We start from the raw sequence: 24,513 nt of genomic DNA on the forward strand, positions 1-24,513 counted from the left end.
CGCGGTACATGACGCTTGAAACGATGGCCCCGCTCAGCGACAATCCCATTGTCATGCTGTCGGCAGTACCCGGCTCATGATCGGCTCAGGCTGAGGCCGAAAAGCAAGGTGGTCCAGAAAAGCTACACCACCTCTCGGGACACGATCCCTTCATGCTACGCGCGCGCAGCTAATGGCGGGACCTGCGTTGGACCTGCCCGGATGCCTTGCAGCGGCCGGAAAAAAATTTTTCGAGGCTGCGCTCGGCTACCCACAATTGGGGAAATTCGACCTGCGAATCATCGGCAGTCGTGACGCCCGGTCGGTGAGAATGCCGAATCGGATTCGGCGCGCCTTGTCGGCTGTTCCGGAGTTCGGCTGCGTCTAGACGGCAACCCGCCCGCAAGTCAAAAATTGACTGCAGCGGCAACGTACCAAAACTGGAACGGCAAAGCTGGTGGCATGCGGGATCGGCGCTTGACCGGGGAACCATCCCCTCCTGAAACGGCCTGGCGCGGCGCTGTTGTTTCGACATTGGAAGCCACGAGACAAACTTCGGCCGAAACCGGAGTTGGATCGAAAAGAGGATGATCGCTGGCGATGCAACTCGACGATTACCGCCTGCTGGGGCGCTCCGGCCTGCGGGTCTCGCCGCTGGCCTTGGGCACGATGACCTTTCGCGTGGGCGCGGGCGCGTGGGGCAGCAGTGACGAGGAGGCGCGCCGGATGGTCGATCTCTATATCGATCGCGGCGGCAACTTCATCGACACCGCAGACTTCTATGGCCAGATGGGCCAGTCCGAAGTCCTGCTGGGTGAACTGCTGAAGGGCCGGCGCGATCGCCTGGTGGTCTCCACCAAGTACTCGCTGACGACGAGGCCCGGCGACCCCAATGCCAGCGGCAATCACCGCAAGAACATGATCCGCTCGGTAGAGGACAGTCTCAGGCGGCTGGGTACCGACTATATCGACTTGCTCTATCTCCACATGTGGGACTTCAACACGCCCGTGGACGAGATCCTGCGCAGCTTCGACGATCTCGTCCGCCAGGGCAAAGTGCTCTACATCGGCCTGTCCGACACGCCGGCCTGGCAGGCCTCGCGCATGCAGGCCATTGCCGAGTTGCGCGGCTGGACGCCGTTCTGCGCGCTGCAGATCCCCTACAGCCTGATCGAACGCACCGTCGAACGCGAGCTGATCCCGATGGCCCGGGAGATGGGCCTGGGCGTTTCGCCCTGGGCGCCGCTGGGCCAGGGCCTTCTCACCGGAAAATACACGCGCGCCGATCTTGGCGGCGGCGACATGGACGAACTCGGCTCGCGCAAGGCGATCAATGCCGCCACGGGAAAGCTGACGGCACGAAATCTCGATATTGCCGACCGGGTCGTCGAGATTGCCGGCGAAATCGGCTGCACCCCGGCGCAACTCGCCCTGGCCTGGACCCTGACTCATCCGGCCGTCGCCTCGCCTGTGGTCGGGGTGCGCACCCCGGGGCAGCTTGAGGACAATCTCGGTGCACTGGCATTGGAAATCGCGCCCGAGCAACTCGCGAGGCTCGACGCGGCCAGCGCGGTGCCGCCGGTCTTCCCGATCGATGTGCTGCAGGGACCAGCCCGGAGCATGATGTTCGGCAACGTGAAGCTGCGTGATCGGGTATAGGCGCGGATCGGAATCCTAAGCGGCGGAGAGCAAACGCGCGGCGCCAGCCAGTTGGCCGCCGAGCAGCGCGCGACGTTCAGGGCCAAGGCGCTCCGAAGGGCCGGTCAGCACCAGAGTGCCGAGCGGTCGCTCGTCCGGCCCGAGCACGGCCGAGGCGATGGCGACCGCCCCGGCGACGATGTCCCCGTCATTCACGGCATAGCCCCGCGCACGCGTTGCCGCGAACTGTGCCTGCAGATCCGCGTCCGGCGGCGCAGAGAGCAAGTCGCGCTGTTCCGGCGCGCTCAGATAGGGCAGCACCGCGCGCGCCGTGGCGCTCCCGTGCGAAGGCACGACCATGCCGACCGGGGGTGCCATGCGCAGCACTTGCGGGCTTTCCAGAGCATCGATCACCACGAAATGGCCGCCGTCGGGCACGGTGAGATAGGCCGTCTCCCCGGTTGCCGACCGCAGCGTTTCGAGCACCGGGCGGGCGCGCTGGCGCAAGTCGTTGCTGGAGTGCGGCGTGCGCGCCAGGGTGAGTATGCGCAGCGTCAATTCCCACTTCGCATCGCCTGCGGAGCGGATCCAGCCCGCATCGGCCAGCGTCATGAGGTCACGCTGGACCGCGCTTTTGTCCGCCGCCAGCAGGCGCGCCAGCGCACTGACGCCGATCGGCTGCGCGGCGGCCACCGCTTCGAACACCTGCAGCATGCGGCCACCACTCTGGCCCCGCTTGACGGCCATGGGGGGAATCTCCTATCATGTCACTATTCAATACATCGTATCACTAAGTAATACAATAAAGTGAGCGTTGCAAGGAGAGTGTTGCATGACCAGGCCTCACGCATTCACCGTCGGCCCCCTTGGCGAGGGTATTCCTTTCGGCATCCGGATCGGCGCCCTCACGCTCGCCATGCTGGAGGATGCCGATACCCGCCAGCAGATAGACGCCCTGTTCGTCGAGCATGGCATGATCGTGTTCGAGGACGTGGAACAGAGCGACGAGATGCAACTGGCGATCAGCAGCTGCTTCGGCCCGCTCAAGGAGCATCCGGTCAAGGCGGTCAGCCGCGTCGATTCCAGCCGGCTTCCCGGCGTGATCGAAATTCGCAGCCGCCGCGGGCAGGGCATTGTCGAAGTCGACGGCAAGCAGCTCTCGCACTGGCTGCCGTGGCACTTCGACCATTGCTATAACGACGAGCTGAACCGCGCGGGCGTGCTGCGTTCCGTCGAGCGGGTGGAAGAAGGGGGCATCACCGGCTTCCTCGACGGCGTGGCGCTATACCGCATGTTTCCCGAGGACTTGCGCGCGCGGATCGAGGGCACGGAAGTGGTCTACAAGCTCTCCACCCAGTACGACCGGCTCAAGTTCGGCAAGCCGGCCCGATATCGCATGGTCGAACCCAAGCCGATCCCCGCATCCTTCGACGAGCAGGTGGCCAGGATGTCGCGGGCGATCCACCCTTCGGTCTGGACGCGCGCCAGCGGCGAGAAAGTGCTCCATGTCTCGGCCTATATGGCCGAGGGCCTTGTCGGCAACGAGACGCCCGAGGGCGATGCCCTGCTGGAAGCGGTCTGCCAGGAAATCAACCGCCTGGGCGGCGCCTGCAGCTACCATCACAAGTGGCGCGAGGGCGACATGGTGATCTGGGACAACACGCGGATGCTGCACTGCGTTTCGGGCAACGACCCGGACGAGGAGCGCCTGATGTATCGCACCACCATCGCCGGCGATTATCGCCTCGGCCGCTGGGAAACGACGCCGGTGGAACAGAATTCCGCCGACGCCATGGCCTGACGGCGAAACAGCGAAGAAGCGGGAGAGCATCGATGGCCAGGATCGACGTGAACGGGCTCATGCTGGACTACGAGCTGCTCGGCGAGGAAGGCGCGCCTTCCTTGGTCATCACGCCGGGCGGGCGCTACGCACGCGACACGGCCGGCGTTCCGGAACTGGGGGCGGAACTGGCGCAGGCCGGCTACCGGGTGCTGCTCTGGGACCGTCCCGGTTGCGGCGCATCCGACATCGCCTTCACCGCGCCTTCCGAATCCGTGATGAACGCGCAGGCGCTGGTCGGGCTGGTCGAGGCGCTGGGGCTCAAGGACATCCGCATGGCGGGTGGATCTGCGGGTTCGCGGATAACGCTGATGGCGGCGGCGCGCATGCCGCAGAACGTCCGCAAGATCGCGATCTGGTGGCTCAGCGGCGGACCGGTGGGGCTGGCCGGGCTCGCCTGGTTCTATTGCGGAGACCAGATCGCCGCCGCCTCGAAAGGCGGGATGGAAGCGGTGGCGGCGCTGCCGAGCTGGGCCGACCAGACCGCGCGCAATCCCCGGATCCGCGACATCCTCCTGGCGCAGGATGCGGAAGCCTATATCGATACCATGCAGCGCTGGGGCAAGGCATTCGCCTATAGCGACGAGACGCCGATACCGGGCATGACGCCTGCGGACTTCGCGGCGCTGACGATGCCGGTCATGACCTTCCGCTCAGGAAAAAGCGACATGGCCCACACGCGGCGCACCTCCGAATGGGTGCACGAGCTGCTGCCTTGCTCTTCGCTGGTGGAGCCACCGTGGAGCGATCAGGAGTGGAACGACGTCTCCACCTTCCCGATCGACACCGCGAAGCGCCGCGGCCGCTTCGAACGCTGGCCGCTGCTTACACCGATGCTGACCGAATTCTTCCGGGACTGACCGGGCCGCCCTCCGCCCCCAATACGTGATCGAGCGCAGCCCCCAGATCCGCCTTCGACCAGAGCGTCAGCAACACGGTATAGATGTGCAGGACGGTGCGGAGGCCCTCCTCTTCCGCCACCAGGGGGTCGTGCGGGCCCAGGATCGCCGCCCCGCCGGGCAGCCGCCGCAGCAGCACCTTGTGGAGCGCCAGCACCCGCGCTGCGCCCATGACCCCGACGTGGACGAAGAAGTGGCGCTTCAGTTCCTCGGCGTCGATCCCAGCGCCGCCCTGCGCGCGGTATTCCTGCAGGAACAGCATGAGCAGCGCGTCGAGATCGTTCTCCAACATCCCCGTATGCGCCGCGCTCAGACAGCCCCAGAGCGCGGATCCGAAGGTAATCTGCGCGACCCCGCCCCAATCCAGCAGCCCGCAATGAAGAACCTGCCGATCGTCGCGCCAGAACCAGGCATTGTCGATATGGGCATTCCAGTGGCAGAGCGCGATCAAGTCCCGATTGCCGAGCAGATAGGCCGCGAGCCTGTCACGGTTTTCCCCGATGCGCAGGACATCGCGCAGGACGCGGTCGTAGAATTCGGGCGCCCGTAGCGCCGGCGGCAGAAGCTGCGGCAGGTCCGCCGCGAACTGGCGGCATCCCTCCACTGTCCTGCGCAGCGCTGCCGCGTCGCCGGTCACGCGCTCGACGCCGGCGCCAGCGGGATCGAAGGGGAAGCGCTGCTCCATATCCGCGGTCAACCGCCCGGCCTTGTGCGCAGCGGCGAGGCGCGCGAGCGCGGCGATCAAGGCGCGATAATAGGGCAGCGGATCGTCGATCTCGTGATCCCGGCATTTCTCGCGCTGCGGCTCGATGTCGTCCCGGCCGAAAGCCACGCGCGCGGTGATGAGCAGGCCGGTGCCGCTGGCATGGTCGAAGTCACCAAAATAGGCCCTCGGCACATGAATGGGAAAACCCGGCGCGCGCGAGACGGATGCGAAGCGCGCCTCGCTTTCCATCTCGTGGCGCGCATGATCGCGGCGGCTGTCGGTGAAATCGCGCGAGAACTTCACGAAGAGATCGCGCTGCAACCCCGGCTCCTCCAGCGCATAGGCCACTGACAGGAACAACTTGTGCCCGGTGCTGCCACCCGGACAAGGCTCCAGCCGGATGATCCGGGTGACGCTGTTGGCAGGAGAGATCGAACCGAAGGCGTGAAAGGCCCGCGTGAGGAACGCCGCGCCGCCAAGACGCAGCGCCGCCTCGTGCGCCGGCATGAGGACGCCGGTGTCGTCCCCCCGCGCATGGCCGGTCGCCTCTACCGCGCCGCTGACGGCGCCAATTTCCGCTTCGCCCATGCGGTCAGGCAGACGGTCGAGGCGGAAGTCGCAATGGGCGGCGGTCTGCTGCAGTTCGATCACATTGCCCTCGGGGTCGCGGCCATAGACCGATTTGACATGTCCCATATCGATCGGGGCGGGCGCGCCGAACGTCATGCCCAGCGCTTTCAGGCGAGCGTATTCGCCCTCTATATCGTGCGTCACGTCGATGCAGAAATGCGTATAGCCCCTGTCCTGCGGGGAAAGCGGCTCGGTGCGACCCGGCGGCGCCTGGAACTCGAACAGCTCGACATAGCAGTTCCCCGTCCGCAGCATGGCCCCTCGCGCCGCAGAGCCGAGCACGTCGATCAGAGCGTCCAGCACCGGCTCTTCCTTCCAGCCGAAGGGCTCGCCCACCAGTTCGAAACCGAAGGCATCGCGGTAGAACGCGATCATCCGTTCGAGATCGCGGACGTGGACGGAAACGTGGTGAATTCCTCGGATCATGGCTGCCTCTTGCGGGTCCTGCGTCCCGTCGATTGCCCCAGCCCCCGCCCCGGAACAACCGTGTCGCCGCGTGCTGGCGCGGGCAGACAAGTCGCGGTGCATGTCCCGTCATCGGGCAGCGAGGCGCCAGCCGGTAAAGGATGATCCGGTAAGCCGATGGAGAAAGGTCATCCAATGGGCAGCACAGTGATTCAGGGCGCCAGCATCTGGGATGGCACCGGCGCCGATCCGTTCACCGGAGACGTGCTGATAGAAGGCAACCGTATCCGCGCCGTCCTGCGCGGCGGCGGACCGTGCCCGCCGGGAGCGGAAATCGTCGATGCTTCCGGCCTGTTCCTCATGCCCGGCATGACCGAGGGCCATACGCATCTTTCCTTCGAGAACGTGACGCGCACGGAGGATCTCATCACCCCCTCGCCGGAGCGGCAGGTCTTCACCGCCGCACGCGGCGCCAAGGCCCTGATCGATGCGGGTTTCACCAGTGCCTATGGCGCTTCGGAAGCGAAGCTGCGGCTTGCCGTGGCGGTGCGTGACGAGGTCGAGGCCGGGCGGCTTCCCGGCCCCCGCATCCGCGCGGGCGGGCTGGAGATCAGCGTCACGGGGGCAATGGGCGACGAGGGCAAGGAACACGATCCGCGCATTGGCCCTGCCACGATCGTCGACGGTGTGGAGGAGATGCGCCGCGCCGTGCGCCTCCATTGCCGCGAGGGCGTGGACAATGTGAAGCTCGATGTCTCCGGCGATCCCTTCTATCCCTCCACGCCCGCCCACACCACGCCGATGACGTTCGAGGAAATCCGCGTCGCGGTGGAGACGGCGCATGCCTATGGCCGCAAGATCAACGCCCACACGCGCTCGATCGCCGGCTCCAAGGCCTGCCTGCGCGCCGGGGTCGATGCCCTGTTCCACTGCGAATATGCCGACGAGGAACTGCTGGACATGATGGAGGAGGCCCGCGACCGGATGTTCGTGGTACCCACGGTCGGGCTGTTCCACCAGATCCTCAAGGGCGAAGCCTCCGCATTCGGCCTCACGCCCGAAGTCGGCGGATATATGAACATTCCCGAGCTGATGGAAAACTCCATCCGCACGCACACGGAACTGCGCAAGCGCGGCGTGCGCCACCTGATCGGCGGCGATTACGGCTTCGGCTGGAGCAAGCAGGGCGCACAGGCGCGGGACCTGCAGTTCTTCGTCGAATACTACGGCTACAGCCCCGCCGCTGCACTGGTCTGCGCCACCCGCAACGGCGGCCTGGCCATGAGGGCACAAGGCGATCTCGGCACCCTGACCGAAGGGGCGCTGGCCGACCTGATCCTGGTCGACGGCGATCCACTGGCGGACGTCTCCGTGCTGACGGAAACCGCCAGGCTTCTCCTGATCATGAAGGACGGCCAGATGCACAAGAACGACAGCGGCGCCCGCGCGAAAGCATCGCCCGCCGGCCGCAAGGTGGAGAAAGTGGGATGAAGCCTGAGCCAGACACTCTCGCGCTTGGCGAGGCGCGCTGCCCTGCGGAAAGCACGCAGGACATCATCGCCCGCGACCGGGTTCCCGCCCCGGACTGGGCGACCTCGCAATCCTACGAATACCTGGGCAGCCAGGACATATCGAAGGATCGCTACGTCGATCCCGCGTTCCAGAAACAGGAATTCGACAAGCTCTGGACCCGCACCTGGCAGATGGCCTGCCGCGAGGAGCACATTCCCGAAGTGGGCGACTATTACGTCTACGACATCGGCCCCTACAGCTTCATCGTCACCCGCGTGGCCGAGAACGAGATCAAGGCGCATTTCAACGCCTGCCTTCATCGCGGCACCAAGCTGAAACCGTCGAACACCCTGGGCAGCGGCAACCAGATCAAGTGCCCGTTCCACGGCTGGAGCTGGAACCTCGACGGCACCAACCGGAACATCCCCTGCCAGTGGGACTTCGCCCATGTCGACCCGGAGCGGATGCGCCTGCCCGATGCCAGGGTGGAGTGCCTGGGAGGCTTCGTGTTCATCAACATGGACCCCGACGCGCCCACGCTGGCAACGTACTTCGGCCCGGAAATCATGAAGCATTTCGAGGCCTGGAAACTGGAGGACCGATACATCTATCTCCACGTCCAGAAGAGCTATCCGGCGAACTGGAAGCTGACGGTGGAAGCCTTCCAGGAGGCTTACCATGTGCTCGACACCCATCCCCAGGTCGCCCCGGCCAACGGCGACGTGAATTCGCAGTACGACGTCTATGGCCAGCATGTGAACCGATTCATCTCCACGCTTGGCGTGGTCAGCCCGAACCTGGCCGGCAAGTACAGCGAACAGGACATCATCGACAATTTCACGCTGGGAGACAGCTCCGCGCTGGGCGGCAGCAAGCCGCGGCTGGCCCCGGGCGAGCGCGCGCGGCAGGTCATGGCGGACATGTTCCGCGCCATGTTCGAAAAGGCTGCCGATGCCGACCTCAGCCAGGTTTCCGACACCGAGCTGCTCGACACTTATTCCTATACGATGTTCCCCAACCTCTACGTCTTCCCCGGCATTTCCCTGCCCATGCTCTACCGCTTCCGGCCCGACGCCCGCGACCATCGCCGCTGCATCTACGAGGTCATGTTCATGCGGCCGATCCCCCGCGGCGGACGCCGCCCGGAAACCGCGGAAGTGCAGATCCTGGACGACGACCAGTCCTTCGCCGAAGCCGAAGGGATGGACCCCGGTTTCGGCCGCATCCTCGACCAGGATACCGACAATCTCCATGCCCAGCAGGAGGGCCTGGAAGCCAGCGCCAAGCCCGGCATAACGCTTGCCAACTATCAGGAAATCCGCATCCGCCACTTCGAGGACGCCGTGGACAGGTACATGGCGATGGAGCCGTTCAGGCCCCAATGGTAATGCGGGAAAGCGCGCAGCAGGGCGGCGGAAGAGGCACGACGCCGCAGCCCAGGGGAACCGAAACACCGGGGCCTTGCCCGAAGGACTTTGCGTGACCAAGTCCGTCGCCGCCTTGCAGGACCGGTTCGAGCAGACCTCGGGGCAAGTGTTCCTGACATCGATGCAGGCGCTCGTGCGCCTGCCGCTCGACATGGCGCGGCGGGACCGGGCCGCCGGGCGCGACACGGCAGGCTATGTCACCGGTTATCGCGGATCGCCGATCACGACGCTCGATGCGCAATTGTGGTCGGCCAAGGCCTTGCTCGACGCGCACCGGATCCACTTCGAGCCCGGCCTGAACGAGGAACTGGCCGCCACCAGCCTGCGCGGGACCCAGCAAGTGGACTGGTTCGGCAAGCCGCGCTTCGATGGCGTGTTCGCCCTCTGGTACGCCAAGGGCCTTGGCGTCGACCGCGCCTGCGAAGCGCTGAAGCTGGCAAACTTCGAGGGCACTCACGCAAACGGCGGCGTGCTGGTGGTTGCGGGGGACGATCATGCGGCCAAGTCCTCGGCTTCCGCACACCAGTCCGAACACACGCTGATCGCCGGATTCCTGCCGATCCTGGCGCCTTCCACCACCGACGAGATCATCGCCTATGGCCTGCTCGGCTGGGAGATGTCGCGGTTCAGCGGCCTCTACGTCAGCCTCAAGGCCGTCACCGATACGCTGGACCTGACCTCCTCGGTCATCCTGCCCGATCTGCGGATCGAGCGGCCCGACCGTCCGGCAGGGGTGGATCTCAACATCCGCCGCAGCCTGCCGCCGCTGACACAGGAATCGCTGGTGGTGAACGAGCGCCTGCCTGCGGCCGTCCAGTTTGCGCGCGCAAACGGCCTCAACCGGGTGCTCATCGCGCCCGAGCGGCGCAACCTGGTGATATTGACCGCGGGCAAGCCCTATCTCGACGTCTGCGAAGCCTTGCTGGCGCTTGGCCTCGACGCCGCCCGATGCCAGGCCCTCGGCATCGCGCTGGTCAAGCTGGGCATGACCTGGCCGATGGACGAGGCGTTCCTGCGCAGCACCTGCGCCGGCGCGCGCGAGATCCTGGTGGTGGAAGAGAAGCGCCCGGTGATCGAGGAGCAGCTGGCCGCCGCCCTATTCGCCATGCCCGGCCCGCGTCCCCTCCTTCTCGGCAAGCGGGACGAGCAGGGCCGCGCGCTGCTGCCGCTCGACAATGTCCTGGATGCGGGACTGGTGCGACGCGTCCTCGTTTCGCGTCTGGCGGGGCTCGGCGTTCTCGATGGGGCTGCCCGCGACGCCGCCGAGCGGCTTGCCACTCTGGAAGCGGCAGCGGCGGAGCCAGCCCGAGCGGTTCGCCCGGCCTACTTCTGTTCGGGCTGTCCCCACAACACCAGCACCCATGTGCCCGAGGGCAGCCTGGCAATGGGCGCAACGGGCTGTCATGGCCTGGCCGCCTTCATGCCCGAGCGCCGCACGATGAATGTGGTCGGCATGGGCGCCGAAGGCCTGCCCTGGCTGGGCGCCCAGCATTTCACCGAGACCGGGCATGTCTTCTCGAACATGGGCGACGGCACTTATACGCATTCGGGCATATTGGCGATCCGGGCAGCGCTGTCGGCCTCGGCGAACGTGACGTTCAAGATCCTCTACAACGATGCCGTGGCGATGACCGGGGGCCAGCCGCTGGAAGGCAATATCCAGCCGGAGCAGATCGCCGCCGAATTGATCGCGGAAGGCGTCGATCCGGTGGTCCTGGTCTCGGACCGGCCCGAGCACTGGCGCGGCAAGCTCCCGGCGCAAGTCCGCGTGCTCGATCGCGACCGGCTGGACACGGTCCAGCGCGACCTGCGCGCGGTGCCCGGCGTCTCCGCCATCCTCTACGAGCAGACCTGCGCCAACGAGAAGCGCCGCCGCCGCAAGCGGGGCGATGCGCCCGATCCGGACATGCGGCTCTACATCAACCCCGCCGTCTGCGAAGGCTGCGGCGATTGTTCGCGCCAGTCCAATTGCGTCAGCATCACCCCGCTTGAAACCGCCTTTGGGCGCAAACGCGCCATCGATCAGTCCGGGTGCAACAAGGACTACAGCTGCGTCAAAGGCTTCTGCCCCTCGTTCGTTTCCGTGCGCGGCGCCCGGGTCGCGCGGCGCGGCGCCGATATGGGCGCGCTCGAACCGCTGATCGCAAGCCTGCCCGAACCGGCGCTCGCCGCTGTCCCGGATAGCTATGCCATGCTGGTGACGGGGATCGGCGGCACCGGCGTGCTGACGGTGGGCGCTGTGCTGGGCATGGCCGCGCATATCGAGGGCAAGGCGGCCAAAGTGCTCGACATGACGGGCATGGCGCAAAAAGGTGGCGGGGTGATGAGCCACATCCGCTTCGCCGCGGATCCTGCGCGCATTCCGAGCGCCCGACTGGGYACCGGCCAGGCCGACCTGCTGCTCGCCTGCGATCTCGTGGTCGCCTCTGCCCCCGATGTCGTCAGAACCTTGCGACCGGACAGTCGGGTGATTGCGAATGTGGATGTCGTGCCGACCGGCGAATTCCAGACCCGCAAGGACCTGGACTTCCGCGCCGCCACCTTCCTGCCTGCCATCGCCACACGGGTCGGGGAGGGAAACGTCGCATCGGTGCGCGCGCTCGCCCTCGCGGCCCGGTTGATGGGCGACACGATCTTCACCAACCTGCTGATGGTCGGCTTCGCCGCGCAGAAAGGGCTTTTGCCGGTGAGCGTGAGCGCCATTGCCGTGGCGGTGCGGCTGAACGGCACCGCCGTGGAGGCCAACTTGCGCGCGCTGGCGCTGGGCCGGATCGCTGCGGCGTTCCCCGAGGACCTGGAACCCGTCGCCAGGCTCGATCCGGTTTCGCCCATGCCCGCCGATCTGGAAACCCTGACGGAAAGCCGCAGCCGCCACCTCGCCGCCTATCAGGACGAGGCCCTGGCGGCAGACTATCGCGCGTTCCTGCATGACATCTCCGGGCGGCTGGCGGCGCGCGGGATCGCCGATCCGCAGCCGTTTCTCATGGCCGCGGGAGAGCAGCTTGCCCGCCTGATGTCGTACAAGGACGAGTACGAAGTGGCACGGCTCTACACCGCGCCGGCGTTCCGGGCCGGACTAGCCGCGCAGTTCGACGGCGACTACCGGCTGGAGGTCAACCTGGCCCCGCCCCTCCTCGCCTTCCGCAAGGATGCGAAAACAGGAAGACCGCGCAAGATCGCGATGGGGCGCTGGATCTTCCCCCTCTTTGCGCTGCTCGCCCGCATGAAAAGCCTGCGCGGCACCCGGCTCGACCCTTTCGGCATGACTGCGGAGCGCCGCATGGAGCGGGCGCTTATCGGCGAATATCGCGGACTGATCTGCTCGCTGGCGGATTGCATGACCGAGGACGGACTCGCCACCGCGACCGAAATCGCCGCATCGGCAGCGCTGATCTGCGGGTTCGGGCCGGTGAAGATGGCCGGAGTCGCCGCCTATCGCGAACAGCTCGGCCCCTTGCTGAAACGGTTCGATGCCATCGCCACTGGCGCGGCGCCGAGACAGGCGGCGGCCTGACCGCTCAATAGCCGTTAGGCGCCACTTCGACGCGCAGCCCGTCCAGCTCTTCCCGCAAGCGGATCTGGCAGGAGAGCCGGCTGTTCGGCTTCTGGAATTCCGAAACGAGGTCGAGCATTTCCGCCTCGATCGCATCGGCACTGCCGACTTTCTCCATCCAGGCATCGTCGACATAGACATGACAAGTCGCGCAGGCGCAGGCGCCCCCGCAGTCGGCCAGAATGCCGCTCACGCCGTGCGTGCGGCCCACTTCCATCAGGGATTGGGACGGCTCCACGCCCTCGAACTTCCGCTCCGCGCCGCCTTCCTCCACGAATGTCACTGTCACGCCCATCGCCATCACGCCCCTTCGCCCAGAGCCGCGGCACGCGCTGCCATCAGCTCCCTGAAATGATTGACCGGATCGCCCGCGGATATCCCCCCATCCACGGCGAGCACGGTGCCGGTGATCTGGGCCGACCGGCCGCCGGCGAGGAACAGGACCGCCTGCGCCACGTCTTCGGGCGTACCCTGGCGCTTCAGCGGCTTGTTCGCATCCCACACCGGCTTCATGGCCACCTGGATACGCGCGGCCGCCTCGAGCGATGCGCCCGGGGGCGCGAAGGCATTGAGATCGGTGGGAATATGACCGGGGGCCAGGCAGTTCACCCGGATGCCATATTGCGCCAGATCGATCGCCATGGACTTGCTGGCATGGATCGCGGCCACTTTCGAGGTGCGATAGGCGAGCATGGCCAGACCCGGAATGAGCCCGGCGATGGACGTGTTGTTGATGATAGACCCGCCGCCGTTCCTGGCCATATGCCGCGCGGCGCGCTGCGTCCCCAGGATCACCCCCAGCACGTTGACGCGCATCACCTGTTCGAAATCCACAAGATCGTCGTCGAGGAAATCGGCGCTCGGCCTGCACGAGACGCCGGCATTGTTGAACATCACGTCCAGGGCGCCGAACCGGTCGACGGCCGCCGCCACCAGCGCGTCGATGTCTTCAGTCCGGCCGACATCCGCCTTTCGGAAGATCGCGGCCTCCCCCAGGGCAAGGGCGGCGGCCTGTCCGGCCTCCTCGTCGATATCGCCGATCACCACCCTTGCGCCTTCGGCCACGAACAGCGCGGCGGTCGCGCGGCCGATGCCCCGCGCCGCGCCGGTGATCACGGCGACTTTTCCTGCCAGCTCCTGACCCAAGTGCCGCTCCCTCATGCCCGCTTGGAGAAGGCGATCGGCAGGCACTCGATCGAATGCGTGGCGACCGTGGGCAGGTACTTCAGGTCCCCCGCCGGAACGGTCAGCCTGAAATCCTCCATGCGCCGGATCACCTCGCGCGCCGCCACCCGGATCTCCATGCGCGCCAGCGACAGCCCGATGCAGCGGTGCGAACCGCCTCCGAACGAAACGTGACGGCCCAGGTTGGAACGCTCCATGTCGAACGTGCGCGGACAGGGAAACACGTCCTGCTGGTCATTGGCCGAGGCATACATGAGCAGCAGGTGCGCGCCTTCGGGCAGGCTCCTGCCGCCCAGTTCCACCGGCCGCGTGGTCATGCGCGAAAGGCCGCGCACGGGCGGCTCGATCCGCAGAAGCTCCTCCACGAAGCGCGAGAGCAACCGGTCATCGTCGGCGGATTCCTTCAGCAGTTCGGCGACCTCCGGCTGCGTGGCCAGGATGTAGAGCATGTTCGACATCGCCGTCGCCGTCGTTTCGTTGCCCGCGATCATCAATGCGCGCACCAGCGAGACGGCTTCCCCGAAAGCAAGGGTGGGGTTGTCCTCCCCTTCCGCCCGGGCGTGGACGAGATCGGAGATCATGTCCTCGCGCGGGTTCGCCTCACGGTCGCGCATATGGGCGATCAGGAAGTTCTGGAGGTCGCAGATGTCCCTGGCATTGGCGATCATCTGCTCGCGGTTCTGCATGCGGCCGATCTGCTGAGTCACGGCGATGGACCAGCGCTGGATCTTGTCCGCGTCGTAGACGTCGATGCCCAACTGCTCGCAGATGACGCGGATGGTGACCGGCACCGCGAAGTCCTTCACCCCGTCGCACTCTCCCCGATCGATGAAGCCCTCGATCGTCTCGCGCACGATGGTCTCGATCAGGGGTTCCAGCTGCCGGACACGGTGGGCCGAAAAGGCATTGTCCATCAGCTTGCGGATGCGTGTGTGGTAAGGCGGGTCGGACATGATGGCGTCGGGAAAATAGCCCTGTCCGTCGCGTTCCAGGATCTGCTGGAACTCCTCGAAGAAGCCGGCCGCATATTGCGCCTTGTAGCCATGCTCAACCGAATAAGTGATCGGATCGCGCTGGACGGTCTGGATGTCCTCGTAGCGCGAGACCAGGTACATCCGCAGCTTCTCGTCGTAATGGACGGGATCGAGCGCCCGCATCGCATCGTAATAGGCCGTGGGCTGGGCCGAGATGGCCGGATCCGTCAGCGAGGCACTGCCCAGAAGCGCCGATCCCTGCGCCGCGGGGCATTGTCCCGCCTCACGGGGAGCGGGGCCGGTGACCTGAGTTTCAGCAGCAGCCATGTCGTATCTCCGCTTTTCAGAGGCTTGCAGCGGCACCGGCCGCCTGCGGAAGCACGCGGTCCGCGACGAGCGCCTCGGTTGCCAGGAACTTGGTGGTCGTCCAGCCGCCGTCCACGGCGATGGATTGTCCGTTGATGTAACTGCCCTCCGGCGAGGCCAGGAAGAACACCGCATTCGCCACGTCCTGAACCGTGCCCTCGCGGTCGAACGGGGTCATTTCCTGGTTGAGGCGCCGGAATCCCTGCAGGTCCCAGTGGTCGCGGGTCATGTCGGTCTTGATGACGCCGGGCGCCACCAGGTTCGAGCGGATGCCCTGCGGTCCGTACTGGGCGGCCAGCGTCTGCGTCAGCCCCACCAGCGCCGCCTTGACGGCACAGTAGATGCCTCCGTCCAGCCCGCCGATCAGGCCGAAGGTCGAGCCGACCGTGACGATCGCCGAACCCGGCCCGAGCGCGGGCACGGCCTCTCGGCAGAAACGGAACGTGGCCTTGAGGCTGATGTCGATCACTTCGTCCATCGCTGCGTCGTCGGTCTGGTGAACGGGCGCCCAGCGGCCGGAACCGGCGTTGTTGACCAGGCAGTCGAGCCGGCCGAACCTGTCGAGCGCAAAACGGACGGCGCGGGCGGCGCTTGCGGGCTCGGCCACGTCGAGCGAGAGAGTCTCCACTTGCGTCAGGGGCGACAGGGTGCGCGCCAGAGCATCCAGCTTTTCCTGCCGCCGCGCCACGGCGACGATCCGGTAGCCCGCCGCCGCGAAACGATGCGCAATCGCCTCGCCGATGCCGGCGCTGGCGCCGGTGATCAACACGACCGGCGCGGATGCCGGATGATGCCCCGAACCCTTGCCCAAGCCCGCTTGCTCCCTCATCCGCCATCCTGCTCCGTGCTTCCGGTTTCCGGACGCAGCGCCTGCCTGCAAGGGCTTGGGCCACGTCCCCAGTGCCGCCACTTAGCCCGAGGGAAGAAGACATCGCCAAGGCAAAACGTGCCTTCGCAGAGCGCTGACAGGTCAGAGCAATTGCCATGGCAGTTTCCGGCAAGGCCCATCGATCGCGCGGCGGTATCTCGCCCACAGGCGCTTGCCGTTGCTGATGCAGGCATAGCGGATCACTCTGGGGCAACTTAGAGTCGAACCGAACTGGGGAAGGTTCCGGCAAGGACAACTTGCGGAAAATGCCAGGCGGGGAGGACCATCTGAAGACCTATCGCAGCCGCTCGCACGTTTCCGGCACAGGCACGGCCGGTCTCGCTTCGCCGACGGCCATGGCCGTGGCTATGGCAATCACCGCGCTGACGCCTGCGCCGGCTGTTGCGCAGGAGGAGCAGCCGACCGCCACCGCCCCGATCGGTCCCGACGAAAGCGGCGTCATCGTCGTCACGGCGCGACGGCGCGAAGAAAGCCTGGCCGACGTGCCGATCTCGATCACGGCAATCGGAGCCGAGGATCTCGTCTCGCGCGCGGTGGTGACCGATGCCGATCTCCAGCGGACGGTACCCGGCCTGACGATCCGCCAGACGCAGGGCAACAATTCGCTGACTTACTCCCTGCGCGGGCAGAGCGCGGACATCTTCAGCGGCTCGCCTTCCGCAGTCGTCACTTACCTGAACGAAGTGCCCATGCCGGTGAGCGGCGCCTCCACCTTCTTCGACCTGCAATCGGTGCAAGTGCTGAAAGGGCCGCAAGGCACGCTGTTCGGCCGCAACGCAACGGGCGGCGCCGTGCTGTTCACGTCGGCCCGGCCGACCGACAGGTTCGAAGGCTATCTGCGCGGCCGCTACGGCAATTACGACCGCCGCGAAGTCGAAGGCGCGATCAACATACCGCTGGTGGCGGACAAGGTGCTGCTGCGCGCCGCCTTCAACCTGACATATGCAGACGGATATATCCGCGATCTCTACACAGGGGAGGACCTCGGCAGGGTCAATCGCGAAAGCGGCCGCATTTCCCTGACGCTCAAGCCCACGCCCGACCTCGTCAATACGACGGTGGTGCAATATGCGCGCAGCGGAGGGAACAATACCGGCGCCTCCTATACCTACAGCGTCTACGGCTGCGGAGAGACGAACAACGGCTTTGCCCTGTCGTGCAGCGCGGGCCTGCTGTTCGGCCCCTCGCTGGACGGCGTGCTAGGTCCGGGCGCCTGGGCACGGTACCTTGCCGCGCATCCGAACGCCTATGCTCCGGGCCTGATCGCCTATGTCGAGGAGCAAAGACGTCTCGGCCTCTACAAGACCAACCACCCTGCCGGAGCCGATCATTTCGGCGAGAACTGGAACGCCTCGAACACGACGGAGATCGAGCTGGGCGGGGACTTGCGGCTGCGCAACATCTTCGGCCTGGTGGATTCCTACACGGATTCGCAGCAACCCCAGCTCGGCGCGCCCTTCGCCACCATCCTCACCGCCAATGCCCCCGCAGGCGAGTTCGGAAACGTGGAGGACCTGCGCTCCTATTCGGAGGAACTGCAGCTACAGGGCAAGGCTGCCGACGGCGCGCTGGAATTCATCGTCGGGCTCTATCTCCAGCGGCAGAACACCAGGTCGCTCTATCCGCAGACCTATTTCGATCTCTCCCCCAATCCCGGTTTCCCGACTTATGCGGTCAACCATTTCCGCATCAAGAACCACACCGACGCGCTCTACGCGCAGGGCACTTACGATCTCGGACGCATCGGTGCGCCGGGCTTCCGGCTGACGGCCGGGCTGCGCTACACGCGCGAGCGGGTCTACGGGGTGCAGCTTGCCGGATCGGACAATTTCGGCCCGCCCCAGCAGAAGCGCACCTACCAGGATCCGAGCTGGGAAGTCGGCCTGGAATACAAGCCCGATGCCGACTGGCTGCTCTACCTCAAGACGCGCGGCAGCTTCCGCAGCGGCGGCTACAACGGCACGCTCGATCCGGTAGGCATCGTCACGCTGGGCGGCAGCAACTTCTTCGATTCCGAAACGACGCAGGACATAGAGGCCGGCGTCAAGTACGGCGGCCGCGCCTTCGGCCGGCCCGCCTCGCTGAGCCTGGCGCTGTTCAACCAGTGGATCCAGCACGTCCAGCGCGTGGAGTTTCCGGATCCCGACGGCCCTGCAGGTCCCCTTGCCTCCATCGCCTTCACCACCAATGTGCCGGCCGAGCGGGTGCGCGGCATCGAGGCCGAGGGCACGGTGATGCCCATGGAATGGCTGCGCCTCGGCGGCCAGCTGGCCCTGACCGATGCGGACTTCACCCGCAACCAGGTGGAGCTGTTCGGCAGCACCTACTTCTACGGCCCGGTTGGCGACACGCCCAAGGCCTCTGGCACCGGCTGGGCGGAAGTGATCCTGCCGGTGGCGCAGGATGCCGGCGAGATCAGCCTGCGCGGCGAAGTCTATGCGCAGACCGGCCAGTATTTCTCGAATGCCGCGGCCAGCGTCTCACCGCGCACGAAGCTGCCCGGCTATGCCCTGGTGAACAGCCGCCTCAGTTGGAAGAAGATCATGGGTTCGGACTTTTCCGCGGCGCTCTATGGCGAGAACCTGTTCGGAGAGGACTATTTCGTGGGCGGCATGCAGCTTGCCGTCGCGCTGGGCCACAACGGCGCCGTCGTGGGCAAGCCGCGTACCTACGGGCTGGAGCTGTCTTACGCATTCTGACCGGGCCCACGACCGGGCCTCACGACCAGCCTACTGTCGCCGGGCCCACGAATGAGCTATGGTAGATCACAATGCCGCAAGAGCATTTCGGAGAAGGATAAGCAGATGCCCGTTCTCGCGTTCGACATGACCACGGCGAACCACGAATCCCGGCGGTTCGAATTTCGAGGCACGAACAAGGCGGACTACTACGACGGCGATCTGGTGCCCCTGTCGTCGCATAATATCGACGTGCGGATCGAGAAGAGCCTCGCGGGCGAATACACGATCTGCAAGGAAGTCTCGCGCTCGGGCCTCGCGTTCCGGCGCTCCTGGGGCCACATCCGCAACGACAAGACCAATCTGGTGATCTTCTGGTTCCTGCGCCGGGGCCAGATGACCATCTCCCATGCCGGCGGCCGGCACGTCGTGAACGCCGGCGAATGTGCGATCACGCGCTCCACGCGGCCGTTCTACATGGAGCTTGTCCCGCCCGAGAACAGCGAGCTGGAGGTGATGCACGTCGTCGTCCCCTCCCACAAGATCTACGCGGTCCTCAGCGAGAACATCGAAGCGGGCCGCGCCTTCCCGGCCTCCAGCGGCGAACTGGCCCTGACCGACCGCATACTCGAACTGGTGTTCGAACAGGACGACCAGATCGACCAGGACATGGCGGAGCAACTGGTGCAGGCGCTGCTCACCGGCATCAGCAAGACGATCACGCGGCTTTCAGGAAACCCGCCCGCGCGCGAAACCATCTGCGACAAGCGGATCGGCGACATCACCCGCTACATCAACCAGAACTTCGCCAATCCCGATCTCAATGCCCGGATGGTGGCGGACAGCTGCGGCATTTCGCTCCGGTACTTGTGCCATGTGCTGAAGAAGAGCGCGCTTTCGTTCTCCAACCTGATCTGGGACAAGCGCATGACCACCGCGCACGACTGGCTGGGCGACGAGAAGATGCAGCACTACGCGATCAGCGAGATCGCCTATCTGGCCGGGTTCAAGAGCAGCGCGCATTTCAGCCGCATGTTCAAGTCACGCTACGGCCTCGCTCCGCGCGAGTATCGTGGCCATCCGTCCATCCCGGCATAACGGCAACGGACCTGTCGAGCCTCTTCCAGATGGTAGCCTAAGGCATTTCCACCTCGATCCATCCTTCGACAAGGCGAACCGCATAAGTAGCGATGGGGCGTTTTGCCGGCGGGTTTCTGGGCTTTCCGCTTGCCAGATCGAAGCGCGCGCCGTGGATGGGACAGGCGATCCAGCCATTGCCCATCCGGCCACACTCCAGCCGCTCCTCCGCGTGGGAGCAGATGTTGGACACCGCGAAGAACCGGCCGCCGACATGGCAGATCAGGATGGACCTGCCTGCCAGGTCGACGGCTTTCTTCTCGCCCGGCGGCAGGTCGTTTTCGTGCAGGGCGCGCAGGAATGTGGGCTCGGTCATAGGATCGCAGGTTCGCTCGCCATGGCTGGGTCGCCTCAGCGCTAGCACGGGCCGGGCCTTGCGCGCTGTGCTGACGTTGCACTCTGTCTTGCCGGACGTTGCAGCCGCTGCGGCACTGCTTGCGGGGCCGGAAATGGGGCCGTAGCGACCGGATGCAGAAGCTGCGCGATCGCGCGATGCTCAGGAGGGAGGACAGGATGCGGCGAAGCCCAAGATCCGCAGGATCCGGTCGCGAGAAGCGCGGCGCCGCCAGGCCGAAGCAGCCCCCCGTGGTAGCCGGCGAAGTCGATCTCGGCCTCGCGCTTTCCATCTACGGCAAGCGGGAGGACGGCTCGCTGGTGGAGATCGGCGATCCCGCCTCGCCGCTGGCCCATCAATCCGCCGCCGGCACCTGGCCGACCGAACAGTGACGACCGAACAGTGACGAGCGAACAATGAGGAGCAACTGGCACCGTGTCCTTTGAACTCAACCGCAAGCTCGCGGCCCAGCGCGCTCCTCTGCCCACGGGGGCCGGGATCGACGCCGTCACCGCCGAGATCATCCGGGGCGCCTTCGAGACGGTGTGCTTCGAGGCCGCGACCCATCTCGGCCGCGCGGCGTCCTCGCCGATCATAAACCAGTCGAACGAGCGCAATGCCGCGATCGTGGATGCCCACGGCCGTCTTGCCATGGGCGCCATCGGCACGCCGCACCTCACTTTCGTCAACCCGATGATGGTGCGCTGGGGCCTGATGAACTTCGAGGCGTTCGACTGGGGGCCGGGCGATGTCTTCCTCGCCAACGACCCCGACCACGGCGGCGGTCATCTGCCCGATTACTGTATCTATGCGCCCGTTTTCGACGATGCGGGCGAGCTGATCGTGGTGCAGACGCTTCAGGCCCACCAGGGCGACACCGGCGGCAAGGACCCCGGCGGTTTCACGCTGGAGGCCACCGACATCTTCACCGAAGGCGTCTCCTATCCCTGCCTGAAGCTCGTGCACCGCGGCGAGCCGCGCAAGGACGTGCTGCGCATGGTGGAGCGCAACAACCGCTTTCCCTCGTTCGCAGGCGATCTCGCCGCCATGATAACCGGCGTCCAGAAAGGGGCGGCGCGGTTGCAGGGTCTGATCGGCCGCTATGGCTCGGACCGGGTGAAGGCGGCGATCAATCACTCGATCGCTCACACCGCCGCGCGTTGCCGCGAGGAAGTGTCCGGTTGGCGGGACGGCACGTACGAGGCCGCCGTCTTCATCGACCACGACACGGCGGGAACCAAAGACATCCGGGTCCAGGTCGCCTGCCGCGTGGCGGGGGACCGGCTGACGATCGACCTCACCGGAACCGACGCGCGGCCCGAACTGGTGGGCGTGTGGAACACTTTCGCGAACACGCGCAGCTATATCATGACGCAAGTCGTGGCGGCGATGGCGCCGGACATCGTCAAGAACGAAGGCTTCTTCGATGCCGTGGAGATGATCGTCCCCGAAGGCTCGATAGCACAGCCGCCGCCGAACAAGCCTGCCGCGCTCGGCTCTTTCCATCCGGCCTGCGAGATCACCGAAGCCGTGTGCCTCGCACTCAGCAACGTCGCGCCGCAGCGCTCCGCCCCCCAGCTCTACAAGATCGGCATGCCCAATGCGGTGATCGGCTTCGACGAAGCCGGCACGATGTGGATGGACCAGGGCGTCGATTGCCGCTCGATGGACGTATCCGCCGTGCCGGGGATCGACGGCTGGGGATCGTGTCCGGTCAGCCTGGGCAGCCTGATCCTGTCCGAGGCCGAGGATGCCGAAACGCGCTATCCCATCCTCAACATCAGCCGCGAGATGACGACCGACGCCGGCGGCGCCGGGCAGTGGCGCGGCGCGCCGGGCAGCCTCAACGTCAAGCAGGTGCTGCAACCCGTCACGGCGATGGCCTGGATGGTCTCGGCCGACCACCCCTTGCGCGGCATGTGCGGCGGCGAGGACGCCATTCCCTATTCCAACCGGTTCGAGGTGGGCACGCCGAACGAATACCGGATCGAGCAAACCGCCCAGGCCATGCTCCCGGCAGGCGCGGTGATCGCCTATCAGCATGGCGGCGGCGCGGGGTTCGGCCCGCCGCTGGCGCGCGATCCCGAAGCGGTCAAGGAGGACGTGCTGGACGAATACGTCAGCATCGAGGCCGCGCGCAGCCGCTACGGCGTGATCCTCAAGGGAAGCATCGAGGAATACGACCTCGAAGTGGACCACGATGCCACGGCGGCGCTGCGCCGGAACATGACCATGGCTGCGGCTGCCTGAGGGGGGAAACGATGGGCTATCGCGTCGGCATCGACATCGGGGGCACGTTCACCGACTTCGCCCTGCTCAAGGGTACGGAGGTCCGCCTCCACAAGAACCTCTCCACGCCGGAAGACCGCTCGCTAGGCGTCATGACCGGGCTGCAGAAGCTGGCCGACATGGAAGGCCTTGCGCTCGGGGACTTTCTGGGCGCCTGCGACACCATCGTCCACGGCACCACCGTCGCGGACAATACCCTGATCGAGATGAACGGCGCCGTCACCGGCCTCATCACCACCGAGGGATTCCGCGACGAGGTGGAGTACCGCCGGGGTTTCAAGGAAGACATCTGGGACGTCCGCCTGGAGCCGCCCATCCAGATCGCCCCGCGCCGCCGCCGCCTGACGGTGCCCGAACGCATGTTGCATGACGGGACGGTGCACAAGCCGCTCGACGAAGCGGCGGTGCGCGAGACTTGCGCGCGGCTGCGAAAACAAGGCGTGGAATCGGTGGCGATCTCGCTCCTGTTCTCCTTCGTGAACCCCGCCCACGAAAGGCGCATCGCGGCGATCCTGGCCGAGGAACTGCCCGGCGTGCAGGTCTGCGCCAGCCACGAAGTGCTGCCCCGCGCGCCGGAATATGACCGGACCAGCACCACGATCGTCAACGCCTATGTCGCCCCGCGGGTCTATTCCTATCTCGAAAAACTGGTGAACCGCGTCAGGGACGCCGGCTATGCCCGGCAACTCATGGTCATGCAGGCGAGCGGCGGGGTCATGACCGTGGACTATATAGAAGGCGCGCCGATCCGCGTGCTGGCCTCGGGGCCGGCGGGGGGCGTGATCGGCTCGGCCCATGTCGGATCCGCCAAGGGCTACCGCGATATCCTGTGCGTCGACATGGGCGGAACCTCCTACGACATCTCCGTCGTGCGGGACGGCAGCGCGCCGGCCGAGGCGGGCTGGAACATGCACCACCGCTACCTGATCGGCGTGCCCATGGTGAAAGTGGAGACCCTGGGCGCGGGCGGCGGTTCGATCTGCCACGTCAGCGGCGGCGCGCTTCAGGTCGGCCCTGCCTCGGCCGGATCGGAGCCGGGACCGATCTGCTACGGGCGCGGCGGCAGCGAACCGACGATCACCGATGCCCTGGTCATGCTGGGCATCCTCTCGACCGACGCGGGTTTTGCCGGGGGCAGCTTCTCCCTGTCGCGCACCGGCGTGGACGAAGCCTTTGCCGCGCTGGGGCGGGAACTGGGCTACGGCGCGGAGCAGGCCGCCTTCGACTGCTGGCGCATGGTCAATGCCAGGATGTCGCAAGGCGTGCGGCGGATCACCGCGGGCAAGGGCATGGATCCCGCCGGAATGGTCATGCTGGCCTATGGCGGGAACGGCCCGGTGTTCGCGGCGATCCAGGCCGAGGATCTGGGCATCGCGCGCGTGCTCGTGCCCAAGGCCTCGCCGACGTTTTCCGCCCTCGGGACGCTCGTGGCCAATCCGAGCATAGACGAGGAGCGATCCTACATCGTGCCCGCGCTTGCCGCCGACAAAGACCGCCTGCGGGCGATGTGGCGGGAACTCTCCGATCGGGCGCAGCGCCATTTCGAAGCCGCGCAGTTCGCCGCCGAACGGATCACCGCGCGCTACCAGATGAACATGCGCTATCCCGGGCAGAATTTCGCGCTGACTTTCGACATCCACGCCGGAGACCGGCTGGGCGACCTGGCCTTCGTCGATGAAGACCTGCCCGCCCGCGCCATCGCGCTGTTCAACCAGCGCCATCAGGAAGAATACGGCCACATTCGCGAGCACGAACTGCCCGAGATCACCGGCGTCCGTCTCGCCAGTTCGGTGGAGACGCCCTCTCCCGCGGTAGGCAGGGGAACCAGCGTCGCCGCCCATGCCCCCCAGCCGGCCCTGATGCGCCGCGCCAACCTGGGCCAGGGCTTCGAGGAAACGCCGATCCACCGGGGTGCCGAGCTTGGGCCGGGGCACGAAATCCTTGGCCCCGCGATCATCGAGGAAACCTTCACCACCATCGTCGTCTACGCCGGCTGGAAGTGCCTGGTCGACGATGCGGGCGATTACGAACTGGTCAAGACGAGCAAGAGCAGCTGACGCAATCCCGCGCTG

General features: G+C 66.2%; 18 protein-coding genes. 11 read left to right on the forward strand and 7 right to left on the reverse strand.

All coding sequences use genetic code 11. The features are described 5' to 3' along the window. Positions 1-579 precede the first annotated feature (579 nt). Complete coding sequence (locus AB4Z00_RS23875) at positions 580-1,638, forward strand: aldo/keto reductase (RefSeq protein WP_442047493.1); 1,059 nt, start codon at positions 580-582, stop codon at positions 1,636-1,638. A 15-nt stretch (positions 1,639-1,653) separates the two neighbouring features. Here the strand turns inward: AB4Z00_RS23875 and AB4Z00_RS23880 are convergent, their stop codons facing one another. Then, the gene (locus AB4Z00_RS23880; protein ID WP_442047494.1) at positions 1,654-2,364 is read right to left on the reverse strand and encodes an IclR family transcriptional regulator; all 711 of its coding nucleotides are present in this window, start codon (positions 2,362-2,364) and stop codon (positions 1,654-1,656) included. Between the two features lie 85 nt (positions 2,365-2,449). Between AB4Z00_RS23880 and AB4Z00_RS23885 the strand changes: the two genes are divergently transcribed. Both AB4Z00_RS23885 and AB4Z00_RS23890 read left to right on the forward strand, forming a co-directional pair. Then, positions 2,450-3,418: a TauD/TfdA dioxygenase family protein gene (locus tag AB4Z00_RS23885; protein ID WP_442047495.1), complete on the forward strand. Its 969-nt coding sequence runs from the start codon at positions 2,450-2,452 to the stop codon at positions 3,416-3,418. Positions 3,419-3,450: 32 nt separating this feature from the next. Then, entirely contained in the window at positions 3,451-4,317 is an 867-nt protein-coding gene (locus AB4Z00_RS23890) for an alpha/beta fold hydrolase (protein WP_442047496.1), read from the forward strand. On the opposite strand, the gene AB4Z00_RS23895 is transcribed toward AB4Z00_RS23890, so the two are convergent. Then, the gene (locus AB4Z00_RS23895) at positions 4,283-6,118 is read right to left on the reverse strand and encodes a VOC family protein (protein ID WP_442047497.1); all 1,836 of its coding nucleotides are present in this window, start codon (positions 6,116-6,118) and stop codon (positions 4,283-4,285) included. The genes AB4Z00_RS23890 and AB4Z00_RS23895 overlap by 35 nt on opposite strands. Positions 6,119-6,292: 174 nt before the next feature. Between AB4Z00_RS23895 and AB4Z00_RS23900 the strand changes: the two genes are divergently transcribed. The 3 genes from AB4Z00_RS23900 to AB4Z00_RS23910 all read left to right on the forward strand — a co-directional run bounded on the left by AB4Z00_RS23900 (position 6,293) and on the right by AB4Z00_RS23910 (position 12,550). Then, positions 6,293-7,588, forward strand: coding sequence for an amidohydrolase family protein (locus AB4Z00_RS23900; protein WP_442047498.1), 1,296 nt, complete (start codon positions 6,293-6,295; stop codon positions 7,586-7,588). Further along, positions 7,585-8,997 (forward strand): aromatic ring-hydroxylating oxygenase subunit alpha, encoded by a 1,413-nt coding sequence (locus AB4Z00_RS23905; protein WP_442047499.1) that lies wholly within the window; start codon positions 7,585-7,587, stop codon positions 8,995-8,997. The genes AB4Z00_RS23900 and AB4Z00_RS23905 overlap by 4 nt, the downstream gene beginning before the upstream one ends. Before the next feature lie 91 nt (positions 8,998-9,088). Further along, positions 9,089-12,550, forward strand: coding sequence for an indolepyruvate ferredoxin oxidoreductase family protein (locus tag AB4Z00_RS23910; protein WP_442047500.1), 3,462 nt, complete (start codon positions 9,089-9,091; stop codon positions 12,548-12,550). A gap of 4 nt (positions 12,551-12,554) precedes the next feature. Here AB4Z00_RS23910 and AB4Z00_RS23915 read toward each other — a convergent pair whose 3' ends face one another. The 4 genes from AB4Z00_RS23915 to AB4Z00_RS23930 are packed head-to-tail and all read right to left on the reverse strand — an operon-like array spanning position 12,555 to position 15,925. Next, a complete protein-coding gene (locus tag AB4Z00_RS23915; RefSeq protein WP_207913001.1) occupies positions 12,555-12,884 on the reverse strand; it encodes a 2Fe-2S iron-sulfur cluster-binding protein in 330 nt (109 codons plus the stop codon). Between the two features lie 5 nt (positions 12,885-12,889). Next, complete coding sequence (locus tag AB4Z00_RS23920; protein WP_442047501.1) at positions 12,890-13,735, reverse strand: SDR family NAD(P)-dependent oxidoreductase; 846 nt, start codon at positions 13,733-13,735, stop codon at positions 12,890-12,892. Between the two features lie 11 nt (positions 13,736-13,746). Continuing rightward, entirely contained in the window at positions 13,747-15,075 is a 1,329-nt protein-coding gene (locus AB4Z00_RS23925; RefSeq protein ID WP_442047502.1) for a cytochrome P450, read from the reverse strand. Between the two features lie 16 nt (positions 15,076-15,091). Next, on the reverse strand, positions 15,092-15,925 hold the full coding sequence (locus AB4Z00_RS23930; protein ID WP_442047503.1) for an SDR family NAD(P)-dependent oxidoreductase: 834 nt from the start codon (positions 15,923-15,925) through the stop codon (positions 15,092-15,094). Between the two features lie 323 nt (positions 15,926-16,248). Here AB4Z00_RS23930 and AB4Z00_RS23935 point away from each other — a divergent pair, with 323 nt between their 5' ends. Together AB4Z00_RS23935 and AB4Z00_RS23940 are read left to right on the forward strand one after the other, a co-directional pair. Further along, entirely contained in the window at positions 16,249-18,702 is a 2,454-nt protein-coding gene (locus AB4Z00_RS23935) for a TonB-dependent receptor (protein WP_442047504.1), read from the forward strand. 105 nt (positions 18,703-18,807) lie between these two features. Beyond that, positions 18,808-19,779, forward strand: a complete 972-nt coding sequence (locus tag AB4Z00_RS23940) for an AraC family transcriptional regulator (protein WP_165921433.1) — start codon at positions 18,808-18,810, stop codon at positions 19,777-19,779. Positions 19,780-19,816: 37 nt separating this feature from the next. On the opposite strand, the gene AB4Z00_RS23945 is transcribed toward AB4Z00_RS23940, so the two are convergent. After that, on the reverse strand, positions 19,817-20,134 hold the full coding sequence (locus tag AB4Z00_RS23945; protein WP_442047505.1) for a Rieske (2Fe-2S) protein: 318 nt from the start codon (positions 20,132-20,134) through the stop codon (positions 19,817-19,819). 269 nt (positions 20,135-20,403) lie between these two features. On the opposite strand from AB4Z00_RS23945, the gene AB4Z00_RS23950 reads away from it, so the two are divergent. The 3 genes from AB4Z00_RS23950 to AB4Z00_RS23960 are packed head-to-tail and all read left to right on the forward strand — an operon-like array spanning position 20,404 to position 24,498. Then, on the forward strand, positions 20,404-20,544 hold the full coding sequence (locus AB4Z00_RS23950; RefSeq protein ID WP_165921434.1) for a hypothetical protein: 141 nt from the start codon (positions 20,404-20,406) through the stop codon (positions 20,542-20,544). A 43-nt stretch (positions 20,545-20,587) separates the two neighbouring features. Further along, positions 20,588-22,402, forward strand: coding sequence for a hydantoinase B/oxoprolinase family protein (locus AB4Z00_RS23955; protein ID WP_442047506.1), 1,815 nt, complete (start codon positions 20,588-20,590; stop codon positions 22,400-22,402). Positions 22,403-22,413: 11 nt separating this feature from the next. Further along, complete coding sequence (locus AB4Z00_RS23960) at positions 22,414-24,498, forward strand: hydantoinase/oxoprolinase family protein (RefSeq protein ID WP_442047507.1); 2,085 nt, start codon at positions 22,414-22,416, stop codon at positions 24,496-24,498. Positions 24,499-24,513 lie beyond the last annotated feature (15 nt).

Source organism: Novosphingobium sp. YAF33 (assembly GCF_052113265.1).
Taxonomy (GTDB): domain Bacteria; phylum Pseudomonadota; class Alphaproteobacteria; order Sphingomonadales; family Sphingomonadaceae; genus Novosphingobium.

What these genes read in the sequence shown, in the direction of transcription:
- AB4Z00_RS23875 (WP_442047493.1), top strand. Translation starts at nt 580, where the DNA reads ATGCAACTCGACGATTACCGCCTGCTGGGGCGCTCCGGCCTGCGGGTC.
- AB4Z00_RS23880 (WP_442047494.1), bottom strand. Translation starts at nt 2,364, where the DNA reads ATGGCCGTCAAGCGGGGCCAGAGTGGTGGCCGCATGCTGCAGGTGTTC.
- AB4Z00_RS23885 (WP_442047495.1), top strand. Translation starts at nt 2,450, where the DNA reads ATGACCAGGCCTCACGCATTCACCGTCGGCCCCCTTGGCGAGGGTATT.
- AB4Z00_RS23890 (WP_442047496.1), top strand. Translation starts at nt 3,451, where the DNA reads ATGGCCAGGATCGACGTGAACGGGCTCATGCTGGACTACGAGCTGCTC.
- AB4Z00_RS23895 (WP_442047497.1), bottom strand. Translation starts at nt 6,118, where the DNA reads ATGATCCGAGGAATTCACCACGTTTCCGTCCACGTCCGCGATCTCGAA.
- AB4Z00_RS23900 (WP_442047498.1), top strand. Translation starts at nt 6,293, where the DNA reads ATGGGCAGCACAGTGATTCAGGGCGCCAGCATCTGGGATGGCACCGGC.
- AB4Z00_RS23905 (WP_442047499.1), top strand. Translation starts at nt 7,585, where the DNA reads ATGAAGCCTGAGCCAGACACTCTCGCGCTTGGCGAGGCGCGCTGCCCT.
- AB4Z00_RS23915 (WP_207913001.1), bottom strand. Translation starts at nt 12,884, where the DNA reads ATGGGCGTGACAGTGACATTCGTGGAGGAAGGCGGCGCGGAGCGGAAG.
- AB4Z00_RS23925 (WP_442047502.1), bottom strand. Translation starts at nt 15,075, where the DNA reads ATGGCTGCTGCTGAAACTCAGGTCACCGGCCCCGCTCCCCGTGAGGCG.
- AB4Z00_RS23935 (WP_442047504.1), top strand. Translation starts at nt 16,249, where the DNA reads ATGCCAGGCGGGGAGGACCATCTGAAGACCTATCGCAGCCGCTCGCAC.
- AB4Z00_RS23940 (WP_165921433.1), top strand. Translation starts at nt 18,808, where the DNA reads ATGCCCGTTCTCGCGTTCGACATGACCACGGCGAACCACGAATCCCGG.
- AB4Z00_RS23945 (WP_442047505.1), bottom strand. Translation starts at nt 20,134, where the DNA reads ATGACCGAGCCCACATTCCTGCGCGCCCTGCACGAAAACGACCTGCCG.
- AB4Z00_RS23960 (WP_442047507.1), top strand. Translation starts at nt 22,414, where the DNA reads ATGGGCTATCGCGTCGGCATCGACATCGGGGGCACGTTCACCGACTTC.